Source organism: Prolixibacter sp. NT017, assembly GCF_009617875.1.
In the GTDB taxonomy this organism is placed as follows: Bacteria; Bacteroidota; Bacteroidia; order Bacteroidales; family Prolixibacteraceae; genus Prolixibacter.
The window spans coordinates 4,925,729-4,947,360 of sequence record NZ_BLAV01000001.1; the positions used below are offsets into that span (position 1 = coordinate 4,925,729).

General features: G+C 48.1%; 16 protein-coding genes. 9 read left to right on the forward strand and 7 right to left on the reverse strand.

Annotated features, from left to right (window positions below; translation table 11 throughout):
* Positions 1-91: 91 nt before the first annotated feature.
* Positions 92-925: a patatin-like phospholipase family protein gene (locus GJU87_RS20430; RefSeq protein WP_153641163.1), complete on the reverse strand. Its 834-nt coding sequence runs from the start codon at positions 923-925 to the stop codon at positions 92-94.
* An 84-nt stretch (positions 926-1,009) separates the two neighbouring features.
* Positions 1,010-1,498 (reverse strand): GNAT family N-acetyltransferase, encoded by a 489-nt coding sequence (locus GJU87_RS20435; RefSeq protein WP_228492064.1) that lies wholly within the window; start codon positions 1,496-1,498, stop codon positions 1,010-1,012.
* A 480-nt stretch (positions 1,499-1,978) separates the two neighbouring features.
* Here GJU87_RS20435 and mfd point away from each other — a divergent pair, with 480 nt between their 5' ends.
* The 5 genes from mfd (at position 1,979) to GJU87_RS20460 (ending at position 10,610) form a co-directional block, all read left to right on the forward strand.
* On the forward strand, positions 1,979-5,344 hold the full coding sequence (mfd, locus tag GJU87_RS20440; protein ID WP_153641164.1) for a transcription-repair coupling factor: 3,366 nt from the start codon (positions 1,979-1,981) through the stop codon (positions 5,342-5,344).
* Positions 5,345-5,447: 103 nt separating this feature from the next.
* Positions 5,448-6,056 carry a DUF4294 domain-containing protein gene (locus tag GJU87_RS20445; protein WP_194831599.1) on the forward strand — a complete coding sequence of 203 codons (609 nt, stop codon included), beginning with the start codon at positions 5,448-5,450 and terminating at the stop codon, positions 6,054-6,056.
* A 98-nt stretch (positions 6,057-6,154) separates the two neighbouring features.
* On the forward strand, positions 6,155-8,143 hold the full coding sequence (gene nagB, locus GJU87_RS20450; protein ID WP_153641166.1) for a glucosamine-6-phosphate deaminase: 1,989 nt from the start codon (positions 6,155-6,157) through the stop codon (positions 8,141-8,143).
* A 109-nt stretch (positions 8,144-8,252) separates the two neighbouring features.
* On the forward strand, positions 8,253-9,809 hold the full coding sequence (locus GJU87_RS20455) for a glycoside hydrolase family 10 protein (protein WP_153641167.1): 1,557 nt from the start codon (positions 8,253-8,255) through the stop codon (positions 9,807-9,809).
* 75 nt (positions 9,810-9,884) lie between these two features.
* The gene (locus GJU87_RS20460; RefSeq protein ID WP_106541391.1) at positions 9,885-10,610 is read left to right on the forward strand and encodes a FadR/GntR family transcriptional regulator; all 726 of its coding nucleotides are present in this window, start codon (positions 9,885-9,887) and stop codon (positions 10,608-10,610) included.
* Between the two features lie 31 nt (positions 10,611-10,641).
* On the opposite strand, the gene GJU87_RS20465 is transcribed toward GJU87_RS20460, so the two are convergent.
* A complete protein-coding gene (locus tag GJU87_RS20465; protein WP_153641168.1) occupies positions 10,642-11,937 on the reverse strand; it encodes a hypothetical protein in 1,296 nt (431 codons plus the stop codon).
* A 290-nt stretch (positions 11,938-12,227) separates the two neighbouring features.
* On the opposite strand from GJU87_RS20465, the gene GJU87_RS20470 reads away from it, so the two are divergent.
* Entirely contained in the window at positions 12,228-13,181 is a 954-nt protein-coding gene (locus GJU87_RS20470; protein ID WP_153641169.1) for a calcium/sodium antiporter, read from the forward strand.
* Here the strand turns inward: GJU87_RS20470 and GJU87_RS20475 are convergent.
* From GJU87_RS20475 to GJU87_RS20490, 4 genes are all read right to left on the reverse strand, one after another.
* Positions 13,166-14,836 (reverse strand): SulP family inorganic anion transporter, encoded by a 1,671-nt coding sequence (locus GJU87_RS20475; protein ID WP_153641170.1) that lies wholly within the window; start codon positions 14,834-14,836, stop codon positions 13,166-13,168. The genes GJU87_RS20470 and GJU87_RS20475 overlap by 16 nt on opposite strands.
* 554 nt (positions 14,837-15,390) lie before the next feature.
* Positions 15,391-15,879 carry a hypothetical protein gene (locus tag GJU87_RS20480; RefSeq protein WP_153641171.1) on the reverse strand — a complete coding sequence of 163 codons (489 nt, stop codon included), beginning with the start codon at positions 15,877-15,879 and terminating at the stop codon, positions 15,391-15,393.
* Positions 15,880-17,247, reverse strand: coding sequence for a dihydroorotase (locus tag GJU87_RS20485; RefSeq protein WP_153641172.1), 1,368 nt, complete (start codon positions 17,245-17,247; stop codon positions 15,880-15,882).
* 218 nt (positions 17,248-17,465) lie between these two features.
* Positions 17,466-18,200, reverse strand: coding sequence for a polyprenol monophosphomannose synthase (locus GJU87_RS20490; RefSeq protein ID WP_228492065.1), 735 nt, complete (start codon positions 18,198-18,200; stop codon positions 17,466-17,468).
* A gap of 118 nt (positions 18,201-18,318) precedes the next feature.
* Here GJU87_RS20490 and GJU87_RS20495 point away from each other — a divergent pair, with 118 nt between their 5' ends.
* The 3 genes from GJU87_RS20495 to GJU87_RS20505 all read left to right on the forward strand — a co-directional run bounded on the left by GJU87_RS20495 (position 18,319) and on the right by GJU87_RS20505 (position 20,926).
* Positions 18,319-19,473, forward strand: coding sequence for an AraC family transcriptional regulator (locus GJU87_RS20495; protein ID WP_153641174.1), 1,155 nt, complete (start codon positions 18,319-18,321; stop codon positions 19,471-19,473).
* A gap of 424 nt (positions 19,474-19,897) precedes the next feature.
* On the forward strand, positions 19,898-20,575 hold the full coding sequence (locus tag GJU87_RS20500) for a hypothetical protein (RefSeq protein WP_153641175.1): 678 nt from the start codon (positions 19,898-19,900) through the stop codon (positions 20,573-20,575).
* A 117-nt stretch (positions 20,576-20,692) separates the two neighbouring features.
* Positions 20,693-20,926 carry a hypothetical protein gene (locus GJU87_RS20505; protein WP_106541400.1) on the forward strand — a complete coding sequence of 78 codons (234 nt, stop codon included), beginning with the start codon at positions 20,693-20,695 and terminating at the stop codon, positions 20,924-20,926.
* The last annotated feature ends 706 nt before the right edge of the window (positions 20,927-21,632 follow it).

A 21,632-nucleotide genomic window follows, 5' to 3' on the forward strand; every position in this document is an offset into this window, starting at 1 on the left:
GGCTTAAAGTCCCCTTCAGGGGATTTAGGGGTAATGAAATGTTTTTCCTACTCGAGCAACCTATTTATCTCGTTTCAAAAACAAATACTACTTATTTTTTTGCCTGCAAATCGTTTTGCTTTCCCGACCATTGCTCCCTCATTACCGGAAGCCAGCCGTCCGGAATAATTTCCTCCTTCAACACCCGAACAGCCTCCTGGTAGCCCACTTCCATGATCCGGTCGATTTGCGGGAAGTCGAACGTTCCGAACCGGCGTGCCTCCGGCGGATCGATAAAATAATCGCAAAGTTCCCGGCTCTTCTCCACATTCTGCGCGATACTCAACTGGAAACATCGCTCGGCAATTTCGCGGGTGCCGCTTATCTCTTCCACGGGCGAGTTGTGGTTGGCATGAATGCCAATGATCACATCCACCTTGTCGCGAATAGCGTCGGCCGGCAAGTTATTGAACAGCCCACCGTCCACATAGGTTTGCCCGTCGATTTTTTGCGGCGTGAAAACGAGCGGAATGGAGCTGGAGGCAATCACGAACTCGAACAGGCGGCCACTATGCCGGACCTCATTCGCACCCGTATTCAGGTTGGCCACCGACACATAAAACGGTTTCTTCAGCGCCGAAAAGTCGTTGTCTTCAATCTTCTCGGTGAGCAAATCCTGCACTTTCTTCAGGTTCAATAGTCCACCTTTTCGTAACCGGATATCGATAAGCCGGTAGAATTTTTCATGGCGAATCATCTCCGAGATTTCATCAGGGGCATAACCGGCCGCGTACAAAACGCCCACCAGCGCCCCCATGCTAGTCCCGGAAACCACGTCGGGCTGCAGGCCATATTCCTCGAGCGCCTTCAACGCCCCGATGTGCGCAAATCCGCGGGCTCCTCCTCCGCTAAGCGCTACGCCAAACCGAACTTTTCTACTGGTCATTATAACTGAATTTTTGTTGGTCTTTGCTTTGCAAATATGCTGGTTAATTCGCTTTTTGCAACGATTTGTATTCAGGAAATTTTCTCAAAAAAGCAGTTGATAAAAGTGCACATCGATGTACCGGTCAAATTTCTGGCCGGCCTCTTTCATGATGCCCATTAACTGAAAGCCCAACTTCCGGTGTAGCGCAAAACTCACTTCATTCCCTTCGGATATAAGTGAAATTACACAGTGAATTCCCTGCTCCTTCGCATATTTCAGAATCGCTTCGCTTAGCCGCAGGCCAATACCCTGTCCGCGGAAGTTCTCATCGAGGTAGATGGAGAACTGCACCGTTTTTTCGTACGCCTGCTTCTCCGACCACTTCGACAACGACGCATAACCGATTACTTCTTCATCCACCTCGGCGACCAGCACCGGATAATCCTCGTTGTGCACGGCCAGCCACATACGCCGTTCTTCTTCCGACAGGGGAACCGTATCGAACGTAGTCGTCGAATGCAGCACGGCATGATTATAAATCTGGGTTATGGCGGGCACATCAGCCCCAGAAGCCATTCGGATTGTCAGCATAATGATTAGTTATGAAAAGATGGAAGATAGAAAAATCGGGAGAATTCGGCAAGAAGGGAAGAAAGATGGGGAGAAAAGGAGAACTTCCATAGATTGACAGAAATGAAATTCACAGATGAAGCGAATATGAGAAAACGAGAAAGGGGGAATGTGTGAAAGAAATCCCGAAGGGATGGCAGGATTGTAGAAAATGAATTTATACACACAGGGAAGCGGTCGAGAGCCTGCCTGGATTGAAACACAAATGCCGTTTCGACCGCAATGGCGATGCCGTTGATGGAAGTACAACAAAACAAACAGCAGGAACAGCGCACAACCTGAAACCTTTCCCCCTCTTAACACTTCTTTCAGTCTGTTGAAAACTGCTATTGACTCTTTTTATTTTAAGTGTTAATTAAAGATTGTTAAGCCCGCCAGCCTGATTCTCCAACCGGTGTAGTTTTTTATATTTTTGCATCCGAATAACGAAACAGCATCGTATTGAAACGCGAACAGTTAATTGATTTTTATGCGCAACATCCGGGGGTGCAAGCCCTGGCGGGGCAACTCGGTACGCCTTCGGGGCAAAAGCTACACGCCAAAGGATTGAACGGCTCGGCGCCATCGGTGGCCATGGCAGCGCTCTTTCAGAAGAAACCTTTTGGTGCCCTGATGCTCCTGAGCGATCGCGAAGAGGCAGCCTACTTTTACGACGACCTGCAGACATTGGGCCTGGAGGAACATGTCCTCTTTTTCCCGTCGTCGTACAAGCGCAGCGTTCAATACGAAAAAATCGAGAGCGAAAATATCATTCTGCGGACTGATGTGCTGAACCAGCTGGTGGAAGCCGAAGTACGGTTCATCGTGGTGTCGTACCCGGAAGCCGTGATGGAGAAGGTCATTTCCGGAAAGGGACTGGAAAAACACACCCTGACTGTTCGTGTCGGTGAAAAGCTCTCTATCTCGTTTGTCAACGAAGTGCTGTTCGAATATGGTTTCGAGCGCGTTGATTTTGTGTATGAGCCGGGACAATATTCCATCCGCGGTTCCATTGTCGACATCTTCTCTTTCGCGCACGAAGATCCGTATCGTATCGATTTCTTCGGCGATGAAGTAGAAACCATCCGAACGTTCGATATCGAAAACCAGATTTCGAAGGATGCCCTGAAAAAGATCTCCATCATCCCTAACATCCAGGAAGGATTGCAGGAGGAAGAACGGATTTCATTTTTCGAATTCCTGAAGGATGATACCTTGCTGATAACTGACGATTTGCGGTTCAGCGCCGAACGGATGACCGAAATGTACAAGAGTGCCCGGGAGAAGAACCTGGAAACCGACTTACCGGTAGACGATTTGGTCATTAGCGGAAACGCTCTGTTGGAACGGGCCGAAGCATTGACCTGCATCGAAATCGGGCCCAAAGCGCATTTCAAATCGGAGGAGATTCCGTTTCACATCAAGCCGCAACCGGTTTTCAACAAGAATTTCAACCTACTGGGCGATAATCTTCGTGAAAATTCCCAGCTGGGTTACATCAATATTATCCTGTCGTCGAGCGAGAAACAGGTGGAACGCCTTCATGCCATTTTCGAAGACAAAGGCGATCCGCAGGAGTTCGACCATCTTCCGTTTGCACTGAAGGAAGGTTTCATCGATCACGACCTGAAACTTTGCTGCTATACCGACCACCAGATTTTCGAGCGGTACCACCGTTTCAAACTGCGTTCGAAGAAATCGGCGCGGCAGGCGATTACGCTCAAGGAGTTGGCTAAGCTGCATCCCGGCGATTATGTGGTCCATGTCGATCACGGCATCGGGAAATTTGCCGGCCTGGTAAGAACCGAGGAGGATGGCAAAACACAGGAAGCCATCCGGCTGATCTATCGCGATAACGACTCGTTGCTGGTGAGCATTCATTCGCTGCACCGCATTTCGAAATACAAAGGAAAGGACGGTACCGAGCCCAAAATCAATAAACTGGGAACGGCTGCCTGGCAAAACCTGAAGAACAAAACCAAGAAGAAGGTCAAGGACATTGCCCGCGAACTGATTGGTTTGTATGCGCACCGGAAAGCGGAAGATGGTTTTGCCTTTGCCCGTGATTCGTACCTGCAGCAGGAGTTGGAAGCTAGCTTCATTTATGAGGATACGCCGGACCAGTTGAAAGCCACCGTTGCAACTAAGGAAGACATGGAGAAGACCATGCCCATGGATCGGCTCATTTGTGGTGACGTAGGTTTCGGTAAAACAGAAGTGGCGATCCGGGCTGCCTTCAAAGCGGTCACCGACAGCAAGCAGGTTGCCGTTCTGGTTCCGACCACTATCCTGGCATTCCAGCATTTTAAAACCTTCAACGAACGGCTGAGCGATTTTCCCTGCCGCATTGAATACATCAGCCGGCTGCGTAAGCCTGCCGAGGTACGGCACATTCTGAAGGAAGTATCCGAAGGGAAAGTAGATATTGTAATTGGAACGCACCGGCTGGTAGGGAAGGATGTCAAATTCAAGGACCTCGGGCTGTTGGTTATCGATGAGGAGCAGAAATTCGGGGTTTCCGTGAAGGAAAAACTGAAACACCTGAAAGTAAACGTGGATACGTTGACCTTAACAGCAACGCCCATCCCGAGAACCCTGCAATTTTCTCTGATGGGAGCGCGCGATTTGTCCATCATCAACACGCCGCCGCCCAACCGGTTCCCGATCAACACCGAAGTGCACGGTTTCAACGAAGACATCATCCGGGAAGCTATTACCTACGAGGTAGCGCGTGGAGGGCAGGTTTTCTTTATTAATAACCGCGTACAAAATATTTACGAGGTTGAGGCGCTGATCAAACGGATTGTGCCGGGCGTGCGCACCGTTGTTGGCCATGGCCAGATGGAAGGTTCGCAGCTGGAAAAAGTGATGCTCGACTTCATCAACGGCGAGTTCGATGTGCTCATCGCCACGACCATCATTGAATCGGGACTTGATATTCCGAATGCCAATACCATCATCATCAACCAGGCACACAACTTCGGTTTGAGTGAACTGCACCAGCTGCGCGGACGCGTGGGCCGTTCCAACAAAAAAGCGTTCTGCTACCTGCTCGCACCGCCGATGACCAGCATGACACCCGAAGCACGACGCCGACTACAGGCCATCGAAGAGTTCTCCGATTTGGGCAGCGGTTTCAGCATTGCCATGCAGGATTTGGATATCCGGGGAGCCGGAAACCTGCTGGGAGCCGAACAAAGCGGTTTCATTGCCGATATCGGTTTCGAGACGTACCACCGCATCCTCAACGAAGCGATCCAGGAATTGAAGCACGAAGAATTCCAGCAACTGTACAAAGAGGAAGAATCGCGGGAAGCCAACGAAGCTTTCCTGAACCTGCGTTTTGTGAATGATTGCCAGGTGGATACTGATTTGGAGTTGCTCTTCCCCGAAAGCTACATCTCCAGCATTTCGGAACGTATGCTGCTCTACCGCGAACTGGACAATATCGAGGACAACGATGCTTTGGAGCAGTTCCGCGCTCAGCTCATCGACCGTTTCGGTAAACTGCCCGACTCGACGATTGAGTTGCTGGAAGTGGTTCGCCTCCGCTGGACAGCCATCGAGCTAAACCTCGAGAAGATCATTCTGAAGAACAAAAAGATGATTTGCTATTTTCCGTCCGACCAGCAGTCGCCGTTTTATCAGACGAGCCTTTTCGGGAATATCCTGCAATGGCTTCAGACACATCCGAAGAAATGCCGGATAAAAGAAGCGAAGGGAAAACTCAGCATTGTCTTCAGCGAGGTAACTTCCATTCAACATGCCGTCGGTTTATTGGATGAAATTGCAGAAAGTGTCATCCCCGAACGGGTAAAAGCCAATTGATAAAAATTGTTAATTAAGCCTTTAGCGCTACACATCCACAAGAATCCATTAACTTTGTCCCCCAAAGAAAAAGACCACAATGCATCGCATACACCAATTAATAATGACCTCTACAGTCTGTCTGATTCTGAGCACCGGTTTGTTCAGCAGGGTATCAGCGCAGGATAGTTTGGCTACAAGCTATTCGGCTCACATTGATACCGTATTGACCAAGAATGATTTGACCAGTGATAGTCTGTTGCACGTCAATCTGAAATCGATTGACATTATTCCTCCGTTTAAATTCAAGAACCATCATCAGGAAAAGAAATATGATGAGTTGGTGGAGGATGTGAAGAAGACGTATCCGCTGGCCATGATTGTCAGCAAAGAGCTGAACCGCGTGAAAAAAGAACTTGACCAGGTTTATACTTCCCCGGCCCGCCGGAAGAAATACATGAAATGGTACCAGCATTATATCAAGGAAACTTACATGGATACCCTGAAGACGCTGAATCTGCGCCAGGGCAGGCTATTGCTCAAACTCATCGACCGGGAAACAGGCGAAACAGCTTACGATTTGCTGAAAGAGTACCGCGGCGGCGGACAGGCCTTTCTGTGGAACTCGCTGGCGTTTCTAACGGGTTCCAGCCTGAAATCGGATTTCGATCCGGAAGAGGATGCCATGCTCGAACACATCCTTCGCCGGTACGAAGCCGGAGAGTTTCATTAACAGAAAGTAAAATCACTTATTAAAACTTTTTAAGAACTTTTTTTTTACGTCTGGATTCGCTTATTTTTACTAGTTCAAAATAAACCAGAAAGCCTATCATGGACTTAAGTAAAAAGTTGCAGAGCGACAATCCGGTTTTTTACGGATTTGGCGAGTATGCCCCGACCAACCTCACCCACAGGGACATGCTCACGAAATATGAAAAAGCTCCCACGTACATTTATCCTGAAGGAAAAGATGTTTCGCAGGCGGTAGCTGATGAGATTGCCGATTTCATTAAAGAGAAACAAAAAAAAGGGGAAAAATGTGTTTTGGGGCTGCCTACCGGTTCGACGCAGTTGGGGATTTATGCCGAACTGGTGCGTAAGCACAGGGAAGAGGGCCTGAGCTTTAGCAATGTTGTTACCTTCAACATTGACGAGTACTACCCGATGTCTCCGCATTCCATCCACAGTTACAACAACTATATGCAGCGTCATCTTTACGAGCATGTCGACATTCCGGAGGAGAATATTCACATTCCGGATGGAACGATCATGTTCGACTCGGTTCACGATTACTGTCGTGAATACGAAAAGATGATCAAGGAGGCTGGCGGCATCGATTTAATGCTGTTAGGGATTGGCCGTACCGGTCACATTGGTTTCAACGAGCCCGGTTCGGGACGGAATACCCGTACCCGGATTATCACGCTCGATCCGGTCACCCGCCAGGAAGAAGCCACCGAATTCCAGGGTTTCATCAACGTACCCCGACGCGCCATTACCATGGGAGTCGATACCATTCTGGAGTCCCGGAAAATTATATTGGTAGCTTTGGGCGAATCGAAAGCCAGTGTCATCCAGAAAACTGTGGAAGAAGATCCGGACAGCGACGTTCCGGCCTCTTTCATTCAGGAACACCACGATGTAAAAGTAGTGCTCGACAGTGGCGCCAGTTCGCAGCTGGTCAGGGTACGCACGCCGTGGCTGGTCGACAACATGGACTGGAACGACGATCGACTTGTACGGAAAGCCGTGGTTTGGCTGTGTAAGCAAGCGAAGAAACCCATCCTGAAACTGACCGGCAAGGATTACAACGATTTTGGTCTGAGTGATTTGCTGGCTACAGTCGGTTCGGCTTACCGAATCAACATTAAGGTATTTAACGACTTGCAGCATACCATCACCGGATGGCCCGGCGGTAAACCGGAAGTAGACGACTCGAACCGTCCGGAGAGAGCCAAACCGGCGAAAAAGCGAGTGGTTATCTTCAGCCCGCACCCCGACGATGATGTTATCTCGATGGGTGGAACACTGCTTCGCCTGGTGGAACAGGGACACGATGTACACGTTGCTTACCAGGTGTCGGGTAATTTCGCGGTAGCGGATGAATACATTTCGCGTTACCTCGATTTCCATCACGAATATGCTGAATTCTACAATCCGGAGAATCAAAAAGCAAAAGAGCAGAAAGAGAAAGTTCTTTCGTTCCTGAAAAATAAAAAGGATGACGAAGTGGACATTATGGACGTTCGGAAAGCGAAAGGTTTGATTCGCCGGATGGAAGCGCGTTCCGCTTTGCGTTATTTCGGTATTCCCGATTCGCACATTCATTTCCTCGATCTTCCTTTTTATGAAAGTGGAAGACGTCAGAAAAATCCGGTTGGCGAAGAGGATGTCAAAATCGTCATGGACCTGCTGAATGAGGTGGAACCGCACCAGATTTTTGCTGCCGGCGATTTGTCCGATCCACACGGAACCCACCGCGTTTGCCTCGATACCATTTTTATCGCACTCGAGCACTTGCGGACCGATAAAGATTGGATGAAAAACTGCTGGGTTTGGCTCTACCGTGGTGCCTGGGCCGAGTGGGAAGCCGACGAAATTGAAATGGCTGTTCCCATTAGTCCTATCGAGCTGGCCCGGAAACGTGAAGCCATTTTACGTCACCAATCTCAAAAAGAAGGCGCTATGTTTATGGGTGAAGACGAACGGGAATTCTGGCAGCGCGCCGAACAGCGAAACAGGGCAACAGCAAGTCTTTACGACCAGCTGGGAATGGCGGAGTACGAAGCCATGGAAGCCTTTGTTAAATACTATCCGTGAGAGATTTCAACGATCCGTTGATAAGTTTCAGCCTTCCTTTCGGGGAAGGCTTTTTTTGTACCTTTATATTTCGTTACATTTGTTTAAATTATGATTATCAATTAGAACAATGAAACCCCGGCAAGCTTTTCCCACACTCCTGCTGGTTCTGGTCATTGCATTTCAGGCAGCGGGCCGGAACCCCCGAATGGCGAAACCATTGGTGAAAGAGGAATTCAGAGGGATATGGATTGCGACGGTAAACAACACTGACTGGCCATCTAAACCGGGTCTGCCTGCAGACCAACAACAAAAGGAACTGATTCATCTGATTGACCGGATTGAGAATACCGGCTTAAACGCGGTAATTCTCCAGGTCAGGCCGGCTGCCGACGCCATCTATCCATCACCTACTGAACCCTGGTCGTATTATTTAACCGGCGAACAAGGCAAAGCGCCCACGCCTTATTACGATCCACTTCGGTTTGCGATTAACCTGTGTCATCAGCGAGGACTTGAATTTCACGCCTGGTTCAATCCGTTCCGGGTAACGGCCAGCAGTTATCTCCATCTTGCTCCTAATCATCCCTTACGGAAAAACAACAACTGGATAGTCAGATATAACGGGAAGAGCTATCTCGACCCCGGCATTCCTGAAGTCCGCGAATATGTCATCAACATCATTATGGATGTGGTGAAACGCTACGACATCGATGCCGTTCACCTCGACGACTATTTTTATCCCTATCCGATAAAATCACTGACCTTTGATGACGAAGCTTCTTTTAAAAAATACGGTGGCGATGATTATCCGAACCAGTTGAAAGAGTGGCGCCGGAACAACGTTAACCTGTTCATTAGCGAGTTAAACGAGAAGATAAAAGCGGAAAAGAGTTGGGTTAAACTGGGTGTCAGCCCTTTTGGGGTATGGCGGAACCTCTCGCTTGATCCGGATGGCTCCGCCGGTAAATGCGGATTATCCTCCTACGACGATTTATACGCCGACGCCCGCACGTGGGTGAAGAATGGCTGGGTTGATTACATTATTCCCCAGTTATACTGGGAAAGAGGAAATGCTTACGGCGATTTTGATACGCTGGCCCGCTGGTGGAACAATAATGTCGATAAGCGGCATCTCTATTTCGGGCAAGCACTTTATAAAGCTGCCAGCTCCGCACCCGGATGGCAGGACCCCAATGAAATTGAGAAGCAAATCGATATTGCCCGGCAGATGAACAATGCCCGTGGCTTTGCTTTCTTCAGTGCGTCGCATTTGCTCGATTTGAGCCAGGAGCAGGTTAGCCGTTTGCGGCAGGAACTGAAAGAAGAACCGGCTATTGTTCCCAAGATGGCCTGGCTCGATAGCGTTCCTCCACCCGTTCCGGGCCATTTCCGGCTGGAGTCCACCATTAATGGAACCTGGCTGAAATGGAAGCTGCCGGCTAGCTATAATGACGATCGCGTCCAATATGTGATATACCGGGTAAAAAAAGATGCTGACGGGAATAATCCCGTGACTGACGTTTTCAAGGTAACGGAACAGCGCGAGTTATTTATTCCTCCGTCTATGCGTAACAAGCTGGCTGACGAATGTTTCCGTGTATCAACCATCGACAGATTAAACAACGAAAGTGCTCTTTCGCCACTCATACAGATAAATGGGACTGAATTTAAATTAATGCAGTAATTTTTGCTGCATTTAGTAACTGGTCATATGTATGTTATATTTTGAGTAACTTTGTATTCTCACTAAAACCGAACCATGGACGAGATTTTTAAAAAGATTGGAACAACTCAGACCCTCAGTCAGAAAATAGAGCGGAATATAGAGAAGGCTATCCGCGATAAGAAACTGGAAGTTGGTTCCCGTCTTCCCTCCGAGCGTGAATTATGTGAAATGTTTGCTGTCAGCCGCACGGCTTTGCGTGAAGCGTTGAGACGTTTAAGTGCCCGCGGTCTCCTTGAAATCCGGAAAGGTAGCGGAATGTACGTGACCAAGCTGGGAATGCAGGATGCCATTCAATCATTGAATCTGTATTATGATCTGAAGTTCGACAATAACCTGATCAAGCAGATTATCGAAGTAAGAAAAGCATTTGAACCTCAGATTACGATGATGGCTGCCCAAAACCGGACTGAAGAAGATCTCAAACAGATGGAGAAAAACCTGCTTGAGTTCGATAAGTGCGATCCGGATAATACCCAGTTAGAATCGGATATCGATAACCGGTTTCACATTTTGTTGGCCCGTGCCACCGGCAACCCGATTGCTATCGTTACCATGGAACCCATTCACAACCTGCTTCCGCGTATGCGCAACCTGATTTATGGTAGTATAGAAGGGGAGAAGGAAATCACACTGGGCTATCACAAGGAAATTGTGAATGCTATCCGGGAAAAAGACGGTGAACGGGCCTCTGAACGTATGCAGGCGCACATCAACCGCAACATGGAGGTTTACGAAAAGTTCCTCAATAAGGGAGAATAAGCTGTTTGCCCACACATATAACCCGGCTCAACTACAGCCGGGTATTTACTACACTGTTGAATATCGAACCGAACTGGTAACGCAGCCCGATACCGCTCGAAATCTCGAACGATGTGGGGAGCTTTCGCGTGTTCAGCAATAAATCCTCGTCCGAAATATCGCCCAGCGGGAGGTACAACTGGTCATGGATGCTTTCGGCATTGAAGCCGAAATTCACCGAAAGGCCTTTGGCTACCCGGAAATTAATGCCGGTATTAAGTTGCAGACTATACTTTTCAGGCATTTCCAGGTATTGATTTCCCCGCACCCGTGCTTCGATGCCACCCCACGGCTGTACCATCTCAAAATCGACCGCGAGGGTATGTTTCCACAACCACTCCTTTGTTTTGTCAAAAATGGTTTTTTCATTGTATCCCACGGTTTCGCCTCCGGCATAATAAGCAACCGTGAAGGTGCGTTTATCCGCTTCGTCCCACGGAAAGAAATTATACTCAACTGCCGGTTTCAGGCTGTAGGAATACTTGATATTACGATAGGTGCTGGAATACAAATTGAAGAAACCGCCGAACGACCAGCGATCTGACAAACTCCTGACAACACTGGATGAAAAACCCTTGTAAATATTTTCTGTTCGGACCGTCTCATCGTAGGTTGAGGTATCGGTTTCTACCGTTTTTTTATACTCGCGGATGTGGCTGGAGTAATTGATGTTATTCCGCACCCGCCATTCCTCGGTCACTTTTGAGGCACGTCCTGAGAATGAATAGTCAAAGTTCTTTTTCCGTTCCTCCATGCTCAGCCCGCCGTTTCCCTGGACGCGAAACACCCAGTTGTGCCACGGATCAACCAATGGTTTGGTGTCCGCGAAAGCGGTATCTTTTTTATTTCCTTTGATATTCACCGATTCAGCGCCGGTTGCCTCGTTGACAAACGGCATCACACCCATTTTCAGGGTACGAAGAAAAACATCACGCACCTCGTTCCAGGTTTGCGACGGGTAGGTATTGCAGTTCAGGGTAAAATCGCCAATTTGGTCGAACATGACGCTGTAGAAAGCCATGGAGTAGTTGGCACCGCCACTTCCGGTGGTCCGCTTCTTGACAATTACATGCACATCGGCAGCATTCGGGTCGTTTACAAAATCGACAAACGAAATATTCCGGCGGATGTAATTAAAATCGACGATATTTCCTTCCAGGTACAAACGTACCGGACCTTCTTTTCTTCCCTTACCGGGAAGCTCTTTCCCAACAACCCGCTGAAGAGGAAAAAACAGTAGAAAAAGCGCAATAAAGTACAGTAAAAACGGAGTAGACCCTTTTTTCATAGTTAGCTCAAAATAGGTGGATGGCGGAAAATTGCAACAAATGTATAGAAAACGTTTATTATTTGAAAGATATTTCATTACGATATCATACCGGTATAGGATGATTTATGGCTTGTAAACCAATTTGTTTCGCTCAGGATGACCAAATGCGTACCAGAAGAAGTGTCCCTGTCAGTAGTAACTTATTGTTTGGCTTACGGTAAGCATAAAAAGATTTTATAAAATTGCCTTGCTTTTTGAGCCTTTCGGCAGAAAAGATTGTTTCACACAAAAAGTAATACACACAGCTCATGACAACCAGTTTTTTGCTATTGATTCTCGGTTTGGTATTTCTCATCAAAGGTGCCGACTGGCTGGTATTCGGAGCATCTGCCCTGGCGCGCCGTTTTCGTATTCCGGAGCTGGTCATCGGATTGACCATTGTTTCGTTCGGGACGTCGGCACCCGAGCTGGTTGTTAATAGTTTCGCCGCGTTCCAGAATCACCCGGACATTGTATTAGGGAACATCATCGGGAGTAACAACTTCAACCTGTTTCTCATCCTCGGAATTTCAGGCCTTATTCTTCCGCTAAGCGTACAAAGCACCACCGTGTGGAAAGAGATTCCCTTCTCGTTGCTGGCTGCACTGGTATTATTGATTCTAGCCAACGACCAATGGACAGGGCATGCAATCGATGTGATTTCGCGAACGGATGGCATGATTCTACTTCTTTTTTTCGCTCTGTTCTGGCTCTATCTTTTTCGGCAGGTGAAAAAAGAACGACTTAATTCATTGGCAGAATCCGAAACATCTTCGGTGAGTAGCCGGAAGATGGCAGCCTATATTTTGGGTGGTCTGGTCATCCTTATCATTGGTGGAAAGGTGATCGTTAATAGCGCGGTGAATATTGCCCGGCATTACCACATCAGCGAGCAAATCATCAGCCTGACGATTGTTGCCGCGGGAACGTCGCTGCCTGAATTGGCTACTTCGGTGGTAGCCGCTATACGCAAGAACAACGACATTGCTGTGGGGAATGTTATCGGCTCGAACATCTTCAATGTTTTTTTCATCCTGGCTGTCAGTTCACTTATTCGTCCCGTTCAGTTCGACGTTTCGTTCAACCGTGACATCCTGCTGCTCATCGGCGGAACACTATTCCTTTTTATCGCCATGTTTACGGGTAAGGCACGCAAGCTCGATCGCTGGGAGGCAGCCATTCTGCTGATAGCCTTCGCGGTGTATTTTTATTTCATCACCTGACGCACGTGCGGCATCTCGGTAAAAGCAATATGCAGTCCGGCCTGTTTAAGTGCGTTGGCAAAGGTTTCGCAAATATACTCTTCGCCCACCATCTCATCGATACCATACAAGCCCAGTTCTTTGCGTACTTCCTGTTTCACGCCCGAAAGGATTACCCGGATACCCCTTTTTTCCATCTCCTTCAACAGCTCGATGAAATTGTGAATCCCGGTCGAATCGATAAAAGGGACATGCCGCATCCGCAGAATCAACACGTTTGATTTGTAATGAATATTTCGCAATGCATCGCGGTATTCCTGTGCTGCCGCAAAGAAAAACGGACCACTGATTTCGTATACATCCACACCGCGGGGCAATGCCGAATAATTCTCAATCACGTCGGTATCCTGCTCCATCGGTTCCACCGACGACAATTTGCCCATCCGCTGCATAAAGAGCAAGGCAGAAAGCACAATCCCGACCTCGATGGCAACCGTCAGATCGACCAATACGGTCAGGAAGAAAACCGTCAGCAATACCAACACATCGTATTTCGAGCCTTTCAATACCGAACGAAATGAACGCCATTCGCTCATGTTATATGCCACTACCATCAGAATACCGGCCAGCACCGGCATGGGAATCAGTTTGGCCCACTTCCCAAAGAAAAGCATGATGAGCAACAATGTGACTGCATGAATCATTCCCGCCAACGGCGTGCGTCCACCGTTTTTTACATTGGTAGCTGTCCGGGCAATAGCTCCGGTAGCCGGAATTCCGCTAAAGAGCGGCGATGCCAGGTTGGCAATTCCCTGCGCAATCAGTTCGGTGTTCGAACGGTGATGTCCGCCAATCATTCCATCTGCGACCACCGCCGATAGGAGTGATTCAATGGCGCCCAACATGGCAATGGTCAGAGCCGGCTGGATGTAATTCTGCAGGTTCGACCAGTCCAAGTGTGGAATCTGGAATGAAATGCTTCCCTGTATTTCGCCAAACACGCTCTCGATGGTATGAACCGGGAGATGGAACAGCGCCACGATGGGCGTAATGATCAGAATCGCCAGGAACGAACCGGGAATTCGTTTCAGAAGCCGTCCCCCATATATGGTGATCAATATCGTGGTTATGGTAATGATGACTGCTGCCGGGTTTACCTGGTTGAGTGATGTCAGATACACGCCCCATTTCGGCAAGAAGCCGGCTGGTAAATGTTCCGGATGCAGTCCCAGGGCATCCTTTACCTGGGTAGTGAAAATCACCAGTGCAATACCGGACGTAAAGCCAACCGTTAGCGGTCGCGGAATAAACTTCAGTACGGCTCCCAACCGGAGTAATCCAAATAAAATGAGAATCACGCCGGCCATCATGGTCGAAATCGCCAGGCCTTCGACACCATAGCTCCCGACGATACCCGCCACCACCACGATAAAAGCACCGGTAGGCCCGCCAATCTGCACGCGACTTCCACCTAAAAAGGAAATGAGGAAACCTGCCACGATGGCGGTCACCAATCCTTTTTCAGGCGAAACGCCCGAAGCGACCGCGAAAGCAATCGCCAACGGAATCGCCACAATACCGACAATCACACCGGCCAGCAGATCGTTCACAATCGTTTGCCGGGAGTAACCACCTTTCAGGATGGTAAAGAATTTGGGTTTGAAAATGCTCTGCATCGATTTCAGGAAGTAAGCTGTAAAAGTAGCCGAAAAACCGAATGCAAAATCAGATTGCCACGTTAAAATATTACTAATTCGGATTGGAGCGAAGGACTGGGCGTGTGGGAATTATGGAAAAGGGGGGCAGGTTGAGTTCCCGATTATCTTCTGTTATCATCCGGAGTTGATGAATATTCTATTCCGGGAAGGTTGGCATGTTGTTAGAAAGATGATATCGTGAGTATGTGTGCCCCCGCAGGAGTCTTTTTTGAGCCTGAAAGGCTCCTGTTCCAGAACCTGGGGCAACACCCGGGACAAAGGCGTATAATACAACCAATCAGCCTGTAGGGCTGGCACATCCGTACCAATTCTCAGGATCTGATGGTTGAAGCCCTTCAGGCTTCCATACGTCTATTGGTCTTTTACCCGGAGCGTTGCCCGGGCTTTGAGATTTCAGACCTTAGGCTAAAGCCGGAATAAATGGCGGGCATGTAAGGGCTTTAGCCCAACCATCATCATAAAAAAATCCCGACGATTGCCGGGATTTTTTATTCTATTTGAATTATTCAGTTTCAATTAAACTCTATCCGGAAAACGGGTTTGTGACCACGGAGGGTACTGTCGTTATTCCAAACTTCGTAACCGAGTGTCATCGCGGTGACTTTCTTTCGTAACCGGTCATTTTTCTCGTCCCAGTACCACTGCTCGTCGAACTGTATTTTCCCGATTTTGTCGCGGGTAAATTCGCCGGAAGCTTCCATCGCTTTCACTTCCTGTATGGAGTATTTCTTCCGGGTGAAGTAGTCGAGGGCGGTGAGTTTGCCGGCATAAACCGCATCGAAAATGTCATCGATGAGCTTTTTCCGTTCGAACTTGCTCAGGCATTCCGTCGTCCACGTGTCATCTTTGTTCGGATTCAGTATGATGGTATCATACGTAATCTTTCCCATCGACGTTCCCTGGGGGGCAGGTGTCGCCGCTGTTTGTTGTTCTTTCTTCTCCTGTTTGCATCCTGATAAGATGAGTACAAGAGCAGCAAGAATGAAGAGGCTTCGTTTCACTTATCTTCGGTCAAAAGTTAAACGCTCGCCGCGGAACTCTTCGTTGATTTTTCCTTTTCCGTCGGCATTGGTGTTCTCGTACACCAGGTTACCGTTCACGAAGGTGTGGGTCACCTGGTAATAGAATGATTCGCCTTCGAAAGGCGACCATTGACATTTGTAGAAGAGGTTGTCCTTCGAAACAGTCCAGCGAGAGGGTTCTACCAACACCAGGTCGGCCTTGTAGCCTTTCCGGATGTAGCCGCGCTTTTGCACGCCAAAAAGATCGGCCGGGGCATGGCACATCTTCTCGACGACTTTTTCGATGCTGATTTTGCCTTTTCGGCTTAGTTCCAGCATGGCAACCAGGGCGTGTTGTACCAGTGGTCCGCCGGATGGCGCTTTCAGGTACTTGTTATTTTTTTCTTCTTCGGTGTGCGGTGCATGGTCAGTGGCAATCACATCGATGCGGTTTTCATTTACCGCTTTTAAAACGGCCTCGCGGTCGCTTGCCGTTTTAACTGCCGGGTTCCATTTGATGCGCGTGCCGTATTTTTCGTAATCGGCATCGCTGAACCAAAGGTGATGGACACAGGCTTCAGCCGTAATTTTTTTATCCTTCAACGGAATATGATTATCAAACAGTGCCATCTCTTTGGCGGTGGAAAGGTGCAGCACGTGTAACCGGGCTCCGTTCTTTTTCGCCAGTTCAACCGCTTTGGAAGTACTCAGGAAGCAGGCTTCTGCACTCCGAATCTTCGGGTGTTCGCTAATTGGAATGTCTTCGCCGTATTTTTCTTTGGCGGCAGCCAGGTTGGCCTGAATGGTCGGCTCGTCTTCGCAGTGGGTGGCAATCAACATTTTCGATTTGCTGAACAGGTTGGCCAGCGTCTCCGGATTGTCGACCAGCATATTGCCGGTGGAGGAACCCATGAAGACTTTCACACCGCAAACCTTTTCAGGGTCGGTTTTCAGCACTTCATCGATGTTGTCATTGGTAGCGCCCATGTAAAACGAGTAGTTAGCCATCGATACTTCGGCGGCACGGGCATATTTTTGTTCGAGTAATTCCTGCGTGGTGGCTTGCGGAACGGTGTTGGGCATTTCCATAAACGAGGTGATACCGCCGGCAACAGCCGCTCTCGATTCGGTGGCGATTTCGGCTTTGTGGGTGAGCCCGGGTTCCCGGAAATGCACCTGGTCATCGATAGCGCCAGGTAGGAGTAGTTTTCCGGAGGCGTCAATTACTTCGGCTTTGGCCAGTACACTTTCCGGTACTTCGTTGCGAAAAATTTTTTCAATGTTTCCGTTTCTGATCAGGATGCTCGTCCCTTTCATGATTTTTCCTTCATTCACTACCTTGGCATCCCTGATGACAATGTCCTTCATTTTTGAGTTTGATTGATTTTGTTTTTATTATTTGGTAGTGGCTTGTGTTCCACTGGTTGTCGGTTGAAAGTAAGCATTTTTCGATGGATTTGAAAGCTCCCGGGTGAATCTGTTCACCAGACAATCTTTCAATTTAAAACTCTTTTATCCGTTATTTTATTGCATCGCATAAAAAAGAGCAACTTCGCGAGCTGCTCTTGTCCTGTATCTTAAGCAATTTAAGTACGTTTGTACGAGCGGAACCAGCTCCTCATCTTCATCTTCATCACCCCGAAAAAGGCTTCTCCGAAGATGCCGCCGCTCATTTTCGACGAACCTTCCTGCCTTTCGGTGAAAATAATGGGAACTTCCACAATGTTAAAGCCGAATTTCCAGGCAGTGAATTTCATCTCAATCTGGAACCCGTACCCTTTCATCCTCACTTTATCCAGTCTGATGGTTTCCAACACTTCGCGCCGGTAACACTTAAAACCGGCCGTCGTGTCCATAACCGGCATCCGGGTCACCGTGCGCACATACACCGATGCGAAATACGACATCAGTACGCGGCCCAGCGGCCAGTTAATCACGTTGATTCCGGTAATGTAACGCGAACCGATAGCTACGTCGGCTCCTTTGTTAGCCGCAGCATCGTACAGCCGGAGCAAATCTTTCGGGTCATGCGAGAAATCGGCATCCATCTCGAAAACATAGTTGTAGCCGTGTTCGATGGCCCAGTGAAAACCGGTGATGTAGGCGGTTCCAAGCCCCAACTTTCCTTCGCGTTGAAGCAGGTTCAGGCGGCCATCGTATTCTGGCATCAAACGTTTAATAATGTCGGCAGTTCCATCGGGCGAATTGTCATCGATAATCAACAGATGGAATGGATGCTCGAGGCCAAATACCGTTCGGACCATCCGCTCGATATTCTCTTTCTCGTTGTATGTGGGAATAATTACTATGCTGTCTGGCACAATTAAACATTTTTTGTGTCCGGTAAAGATAAGATTATTCTTTGTGGTTTGAAGAGTGGTATCGTACTGTGATTAACGTTTTTTAGTATTTTTATCAAAACGATTAACCTGATAACCTTTGGAACTTTTTCGCGATCTCGGTTTGTTAAGCCCGGTTTATGTGCCGTTGATTTTGTCGGTCGTTCTTTTCTTTTCGGCCGGAAAAGACGATCACAGCAAAGTGTGGCTGGGATGGGGCATGCTCAATGCAGCCTTCCTGTTTCTGGCCAACTACTTTTATTTCCAGAAGTATTACGAAATCTATACTTATCTGCACAGTGTGCACATCTCGTCGGTACTGGCTGCTTACCCGTTCATCTACACGTATATATTAAATCTCACATCGCCTCCGGGAAAAAAGGTGCGGGCCTGGATTCATTTCCTGCCATCCATTGTTTTCTTTTTCCTCAGTGCACCGGTTTTCTATTTGATGCTCAATGTGCAGGAACGGGTACAGTTCATGTCGGAGTACCGCTTTGCCCCCGATTTTTCCAATCCGCTGATGAACTACTTGTTGGTGGTTCGCTTTCTCAATATCGTTTGCCTCTTTGTGCAAATCTTCCTCTACTTTATTTTGTCGTTCCGGTTGTTGCGAAAACACCGCTACGAAGCTGTTAACTGGTTTGCCGACTACGGGAAAATCGGCCTTAAGTGGATGTGGTTGTTCAACGGACTCTTTTTCGGCATGGCCATCCTCAGCATTTTCTTCTATTCGGTCAACCCGGTTAAATTATTTGGCGACGACCGCTACCTGGTCATCCCGCTGTTTTTGCTGGGGTTGCTCATCTGGGCGTTGGGTGTGCTGGGATTCCGCCAGAAGCCACTCTTCGATGAGCGCGACCGACTGGCCGTAAAATTGGAGGGGCACGATGAATCCGATTCGGCCATCATCAAAAAAATCAGAACGATTTTTCAGGAGCAAAAGCCCTGGTTGAACAACGATTTCAAACTGGCCGATCTTTGCCTGGAGCTGGGAACCAACCGCACGTACGTGTCGCAGGCCATCAATCGCAGTTACGGTGTGAACTTCAACACCTTCGTTAACCAGTACCGGGTCGACGAGGCCAAGCGACTGCTCTCCAGTCAGCCTATCCTCTTGCTCGAGGAAGTAGCCATCCGCTCCGGTTTTGGTTCCAATGTGTCCATGTCCCGTGCCTTCAGGCAACTAGAAAATGTAACGCCCGGCATGTTACGCGACCGGTTACGGTATTCCACTGAAACGGAAAGTCTTTAGGGCGGCTTCACGGTCTGCGGCTTGTAGCGTACTTGCAGACCCGGGGTCTCACCGGTCGTTCCGGGGGCTCATTCCAATCGCCCCGTCACTCCCCTTCGTCCAACCGGTCCCGCTTCGTCCGGCTGTCGGCCTCCGCCCGGCCGCAAAGCAATGAACAATGAGTAGTGAACAGTGAAAAATGCACGAGATTATAGGTCGTGCTTTGCGGTTTCTGTTGTTGGAATTGTTTCTGTTGTCCTTCTCTGAAGACGCACCTTCCGCCTCCGTCAGGTAAGGCCGTCCCGGAATATTAATCCGTTGTCGTAAGTCGCGATTTCAAATACTTTTTTAGCGGATTCGTCAACCGAAGTTGTTGGATTTCAATAAAAATAAAACAATTATCCAAAGCCGGGAGTTAGTAAAGTAGAAACCAATAACAGTTTGAATGAAGTATTTTGTAAAGATAAACGATGTAAAATCGACCGATAAACTGGAAGGAGCCTGGAACAACAACGACTTTAAGGAGCTGCTGGCAAGATTTGAGTACCCCGATGCGGAGCAATTAAAACCAACCGAATTGAAGGAGTTTCTTTTTATGGCCATTTCGGACTTCGAACCCAATGAGGCGGCGGCTATTCTGCTCGACTACAAACTTTCGGATGTACTTGCCGAAGGACAAATTGATAATCTTTCGCACGAGATGCTGCGGGTGAAAGTCTTTGAAAATTATTCTGAGATCGACCTTCACCAGGATCTGTTCAACATTAGTCAGTTGCTTTACCAAGCCTACAACGGAAAGTTCCCCCCGGGCAAGGTGAACATCGTAAAATTCGAAATAAAGGGCGAAGACAATGCCTCAGAAGAACTCACGAAGGAAATTGCGTTGAAGGCGCTAAGTTACGGCCTTTCAGACAATAATTTGCTCAACCGCTTACTAAGCGATCAACTGGAGGGACGGACATCCTTTCCCGAGGCTGAAGGAATTGTGTGGAACCTGCGAAACGAGGGAGACCATGCTTACTCGATGACGATTTCAGAAAAGTGGTTGACCAAAAACGATTTTGTGAACCTGGAATATGAATGCACGGTGCAGCCGTTTGAAGGTCCGGATGAAGGGGAATAAGCCGCCAGTAGCTTCGGTTTGTAACCTCGGTTGGCCCTCGATTGTATCTTAAGTCCCACACGATGCAATGGCACGTTAGTGAGGTGAAGAAGAATTTATTTGGAAAAAAATCAAACGATGGAAAACGACGAAAACAAGAAACCTGAAGAGAAGACTTTTCAGGATAAAGCAGAGCAATGGATTGATAAGGCGGAAGAATTTATGGACGACACCGCAGACAAAATACATGAGAGCGAAACCTACCGGAAGGCAAACAAATCTGTTGAAAATGCCACAAAAAAGCTTTTTCGGAAAGCCGGAAGGTTGTGGGGAAAATCAGAGCATTACTTTAAAAACAGGGATACAAAATAATCCTCGTTGGATTTATGCTGCGATAGCAAGTGTGCATACTACAAACCGATGATCAGCAATTTGAAGAAGGCCGCCAACTGGATGTGGTGATTGGGTAAGTTCGGTTTCAGGTTTCAAAATTTCAAGTTCCGGGTTGCGCTTCGCGGTTTCTGTTGTTCCTGTTGTTAGAAATGTTTCTGTAGTTTTCTTCCAATAAGGGTATGCTTTTCAAATAAGCCTCGTCCTTGATATCGCCGTCAGGCGAAAAGCGGGCTGGCCGGTCAAAGAGTTTCCCGCCAGGGAAAGATGTTTATCACCTCCGGTGAAGCCGGAGGATTGGTTCCCCGAATCCAGAGCAACTCCAAGGGAGTTGAATAAAAAAAGACGCTGTTACGCTGCACACAGTTTCCTGAAGCATGCCCGGCAACGGAAAAGCACACGAAAAGTAGATTTTAAGTATAGATAAAGTAGGGATAGAGTACTAAACAGTCTTCATTTGCGCACCAGCTGCAGAGGACTGTTTTTGTATTTTCAACCCAGCATTTTTCCAAGCCGTTTTCCCGGCCTCCACTCTCTTGCAACAACATTTAAGCATTTTTTTGAAATAAGTTAGTTCAGCTACTCAGTCACTTGCGATTTTATGTCAAAAAAGAAGGAAAAAAGGTTTGGAGAGAAAAGAAAAAATACGCTTTCTTTGCATCCGCTTTCCGAAAGGGGAGCAGCGTTC

Bases quoted from the DNA above. Each gene is read 5' to 3' on its own strand.
- GJU87_RS20430 (WP_153641163.1), bottom strand. From the start codon at position 925: ATGACCAGTAGAAAAGTTCGGTTTGGCGTAGCGCTTAGCGGAGGAGGA.
- GJU87_RS20435 (WP_228492064.1), bottom strand. From the start codon at position 1,498: ATGCTGACAATCCGAATGGCTTCTGGGGCTGATGTGCCCGCCATAACC.
- GJU87_RS20445 (WP_194831599.1), top strand. From the start codon at position 5,448: ATGACCTCTACAGTCTGTCTGATTCTGAGCACCGGTTTGTTCAGCAGG.
- nagB (WP_153641166.1), top strand. From the start codon at position 6,155: ATGGACTTAAGTAAAAAGTTGCAGAGCGACAATCCGGTTTTTTACGGA.
- GJU87_RS20455 (WP_153641167.1), top strand. From the start codon at position 8,253: ATGAAACCCCGGCAAGCTTTTCCCACACTCCTGCTGGTTCTGGTCATT.
- GJU87_RS20460 (WP_106541391.1), top strand. From the start codon at position 9,885: ATGGACGAGATTTTTAAAAAGATTGGAACAACTCAGACCCTCAGTCAG.
- GJU87_RS20465 (WP_153641168.1), bottom strand. From the start codon at position 11,937: ATGAAAAAAGGGTCTACTCCGTTTTTACTGTACTTTATTGCGCTTTTT.
- GJU87_RS20470 (WP_153641169.1), top strand. From the start codon at position 12,228: ATGACAACCAGTTTTTTGCTATTGATTCTCGGTTTGGTATTTCTCATC.
- GJU87_RS20475 (WP_153641170.1), bottom strand. From the start codon at position 14,836: ATGCAGAGCATTTTCAAACCCAAATTCTTTACCATCCTGAAAGGTGGT.
- GJU87_RS20485 (WP_153641172.1), bottom strand. From the start codon at position 17,247: ATGAAGGACATTGTCATCAGGGATGCCAAGGTAGTGAATGAAGGAAAA.
- GJU87_RS20500 (WP_153641175.1), top strand. From the start codon at position 19,898: ATGAAGTATTTTGTAAAGATAAACGATGTAAAATCGACCGATAAACTG.
- GJU87_RS20505 (WP_106541400.1), top strand. From the start codon at position 20,693: ATGGAAAACGACGAAAACAAGAAACCTGAAGAGAAGACTTTTCAGGAT.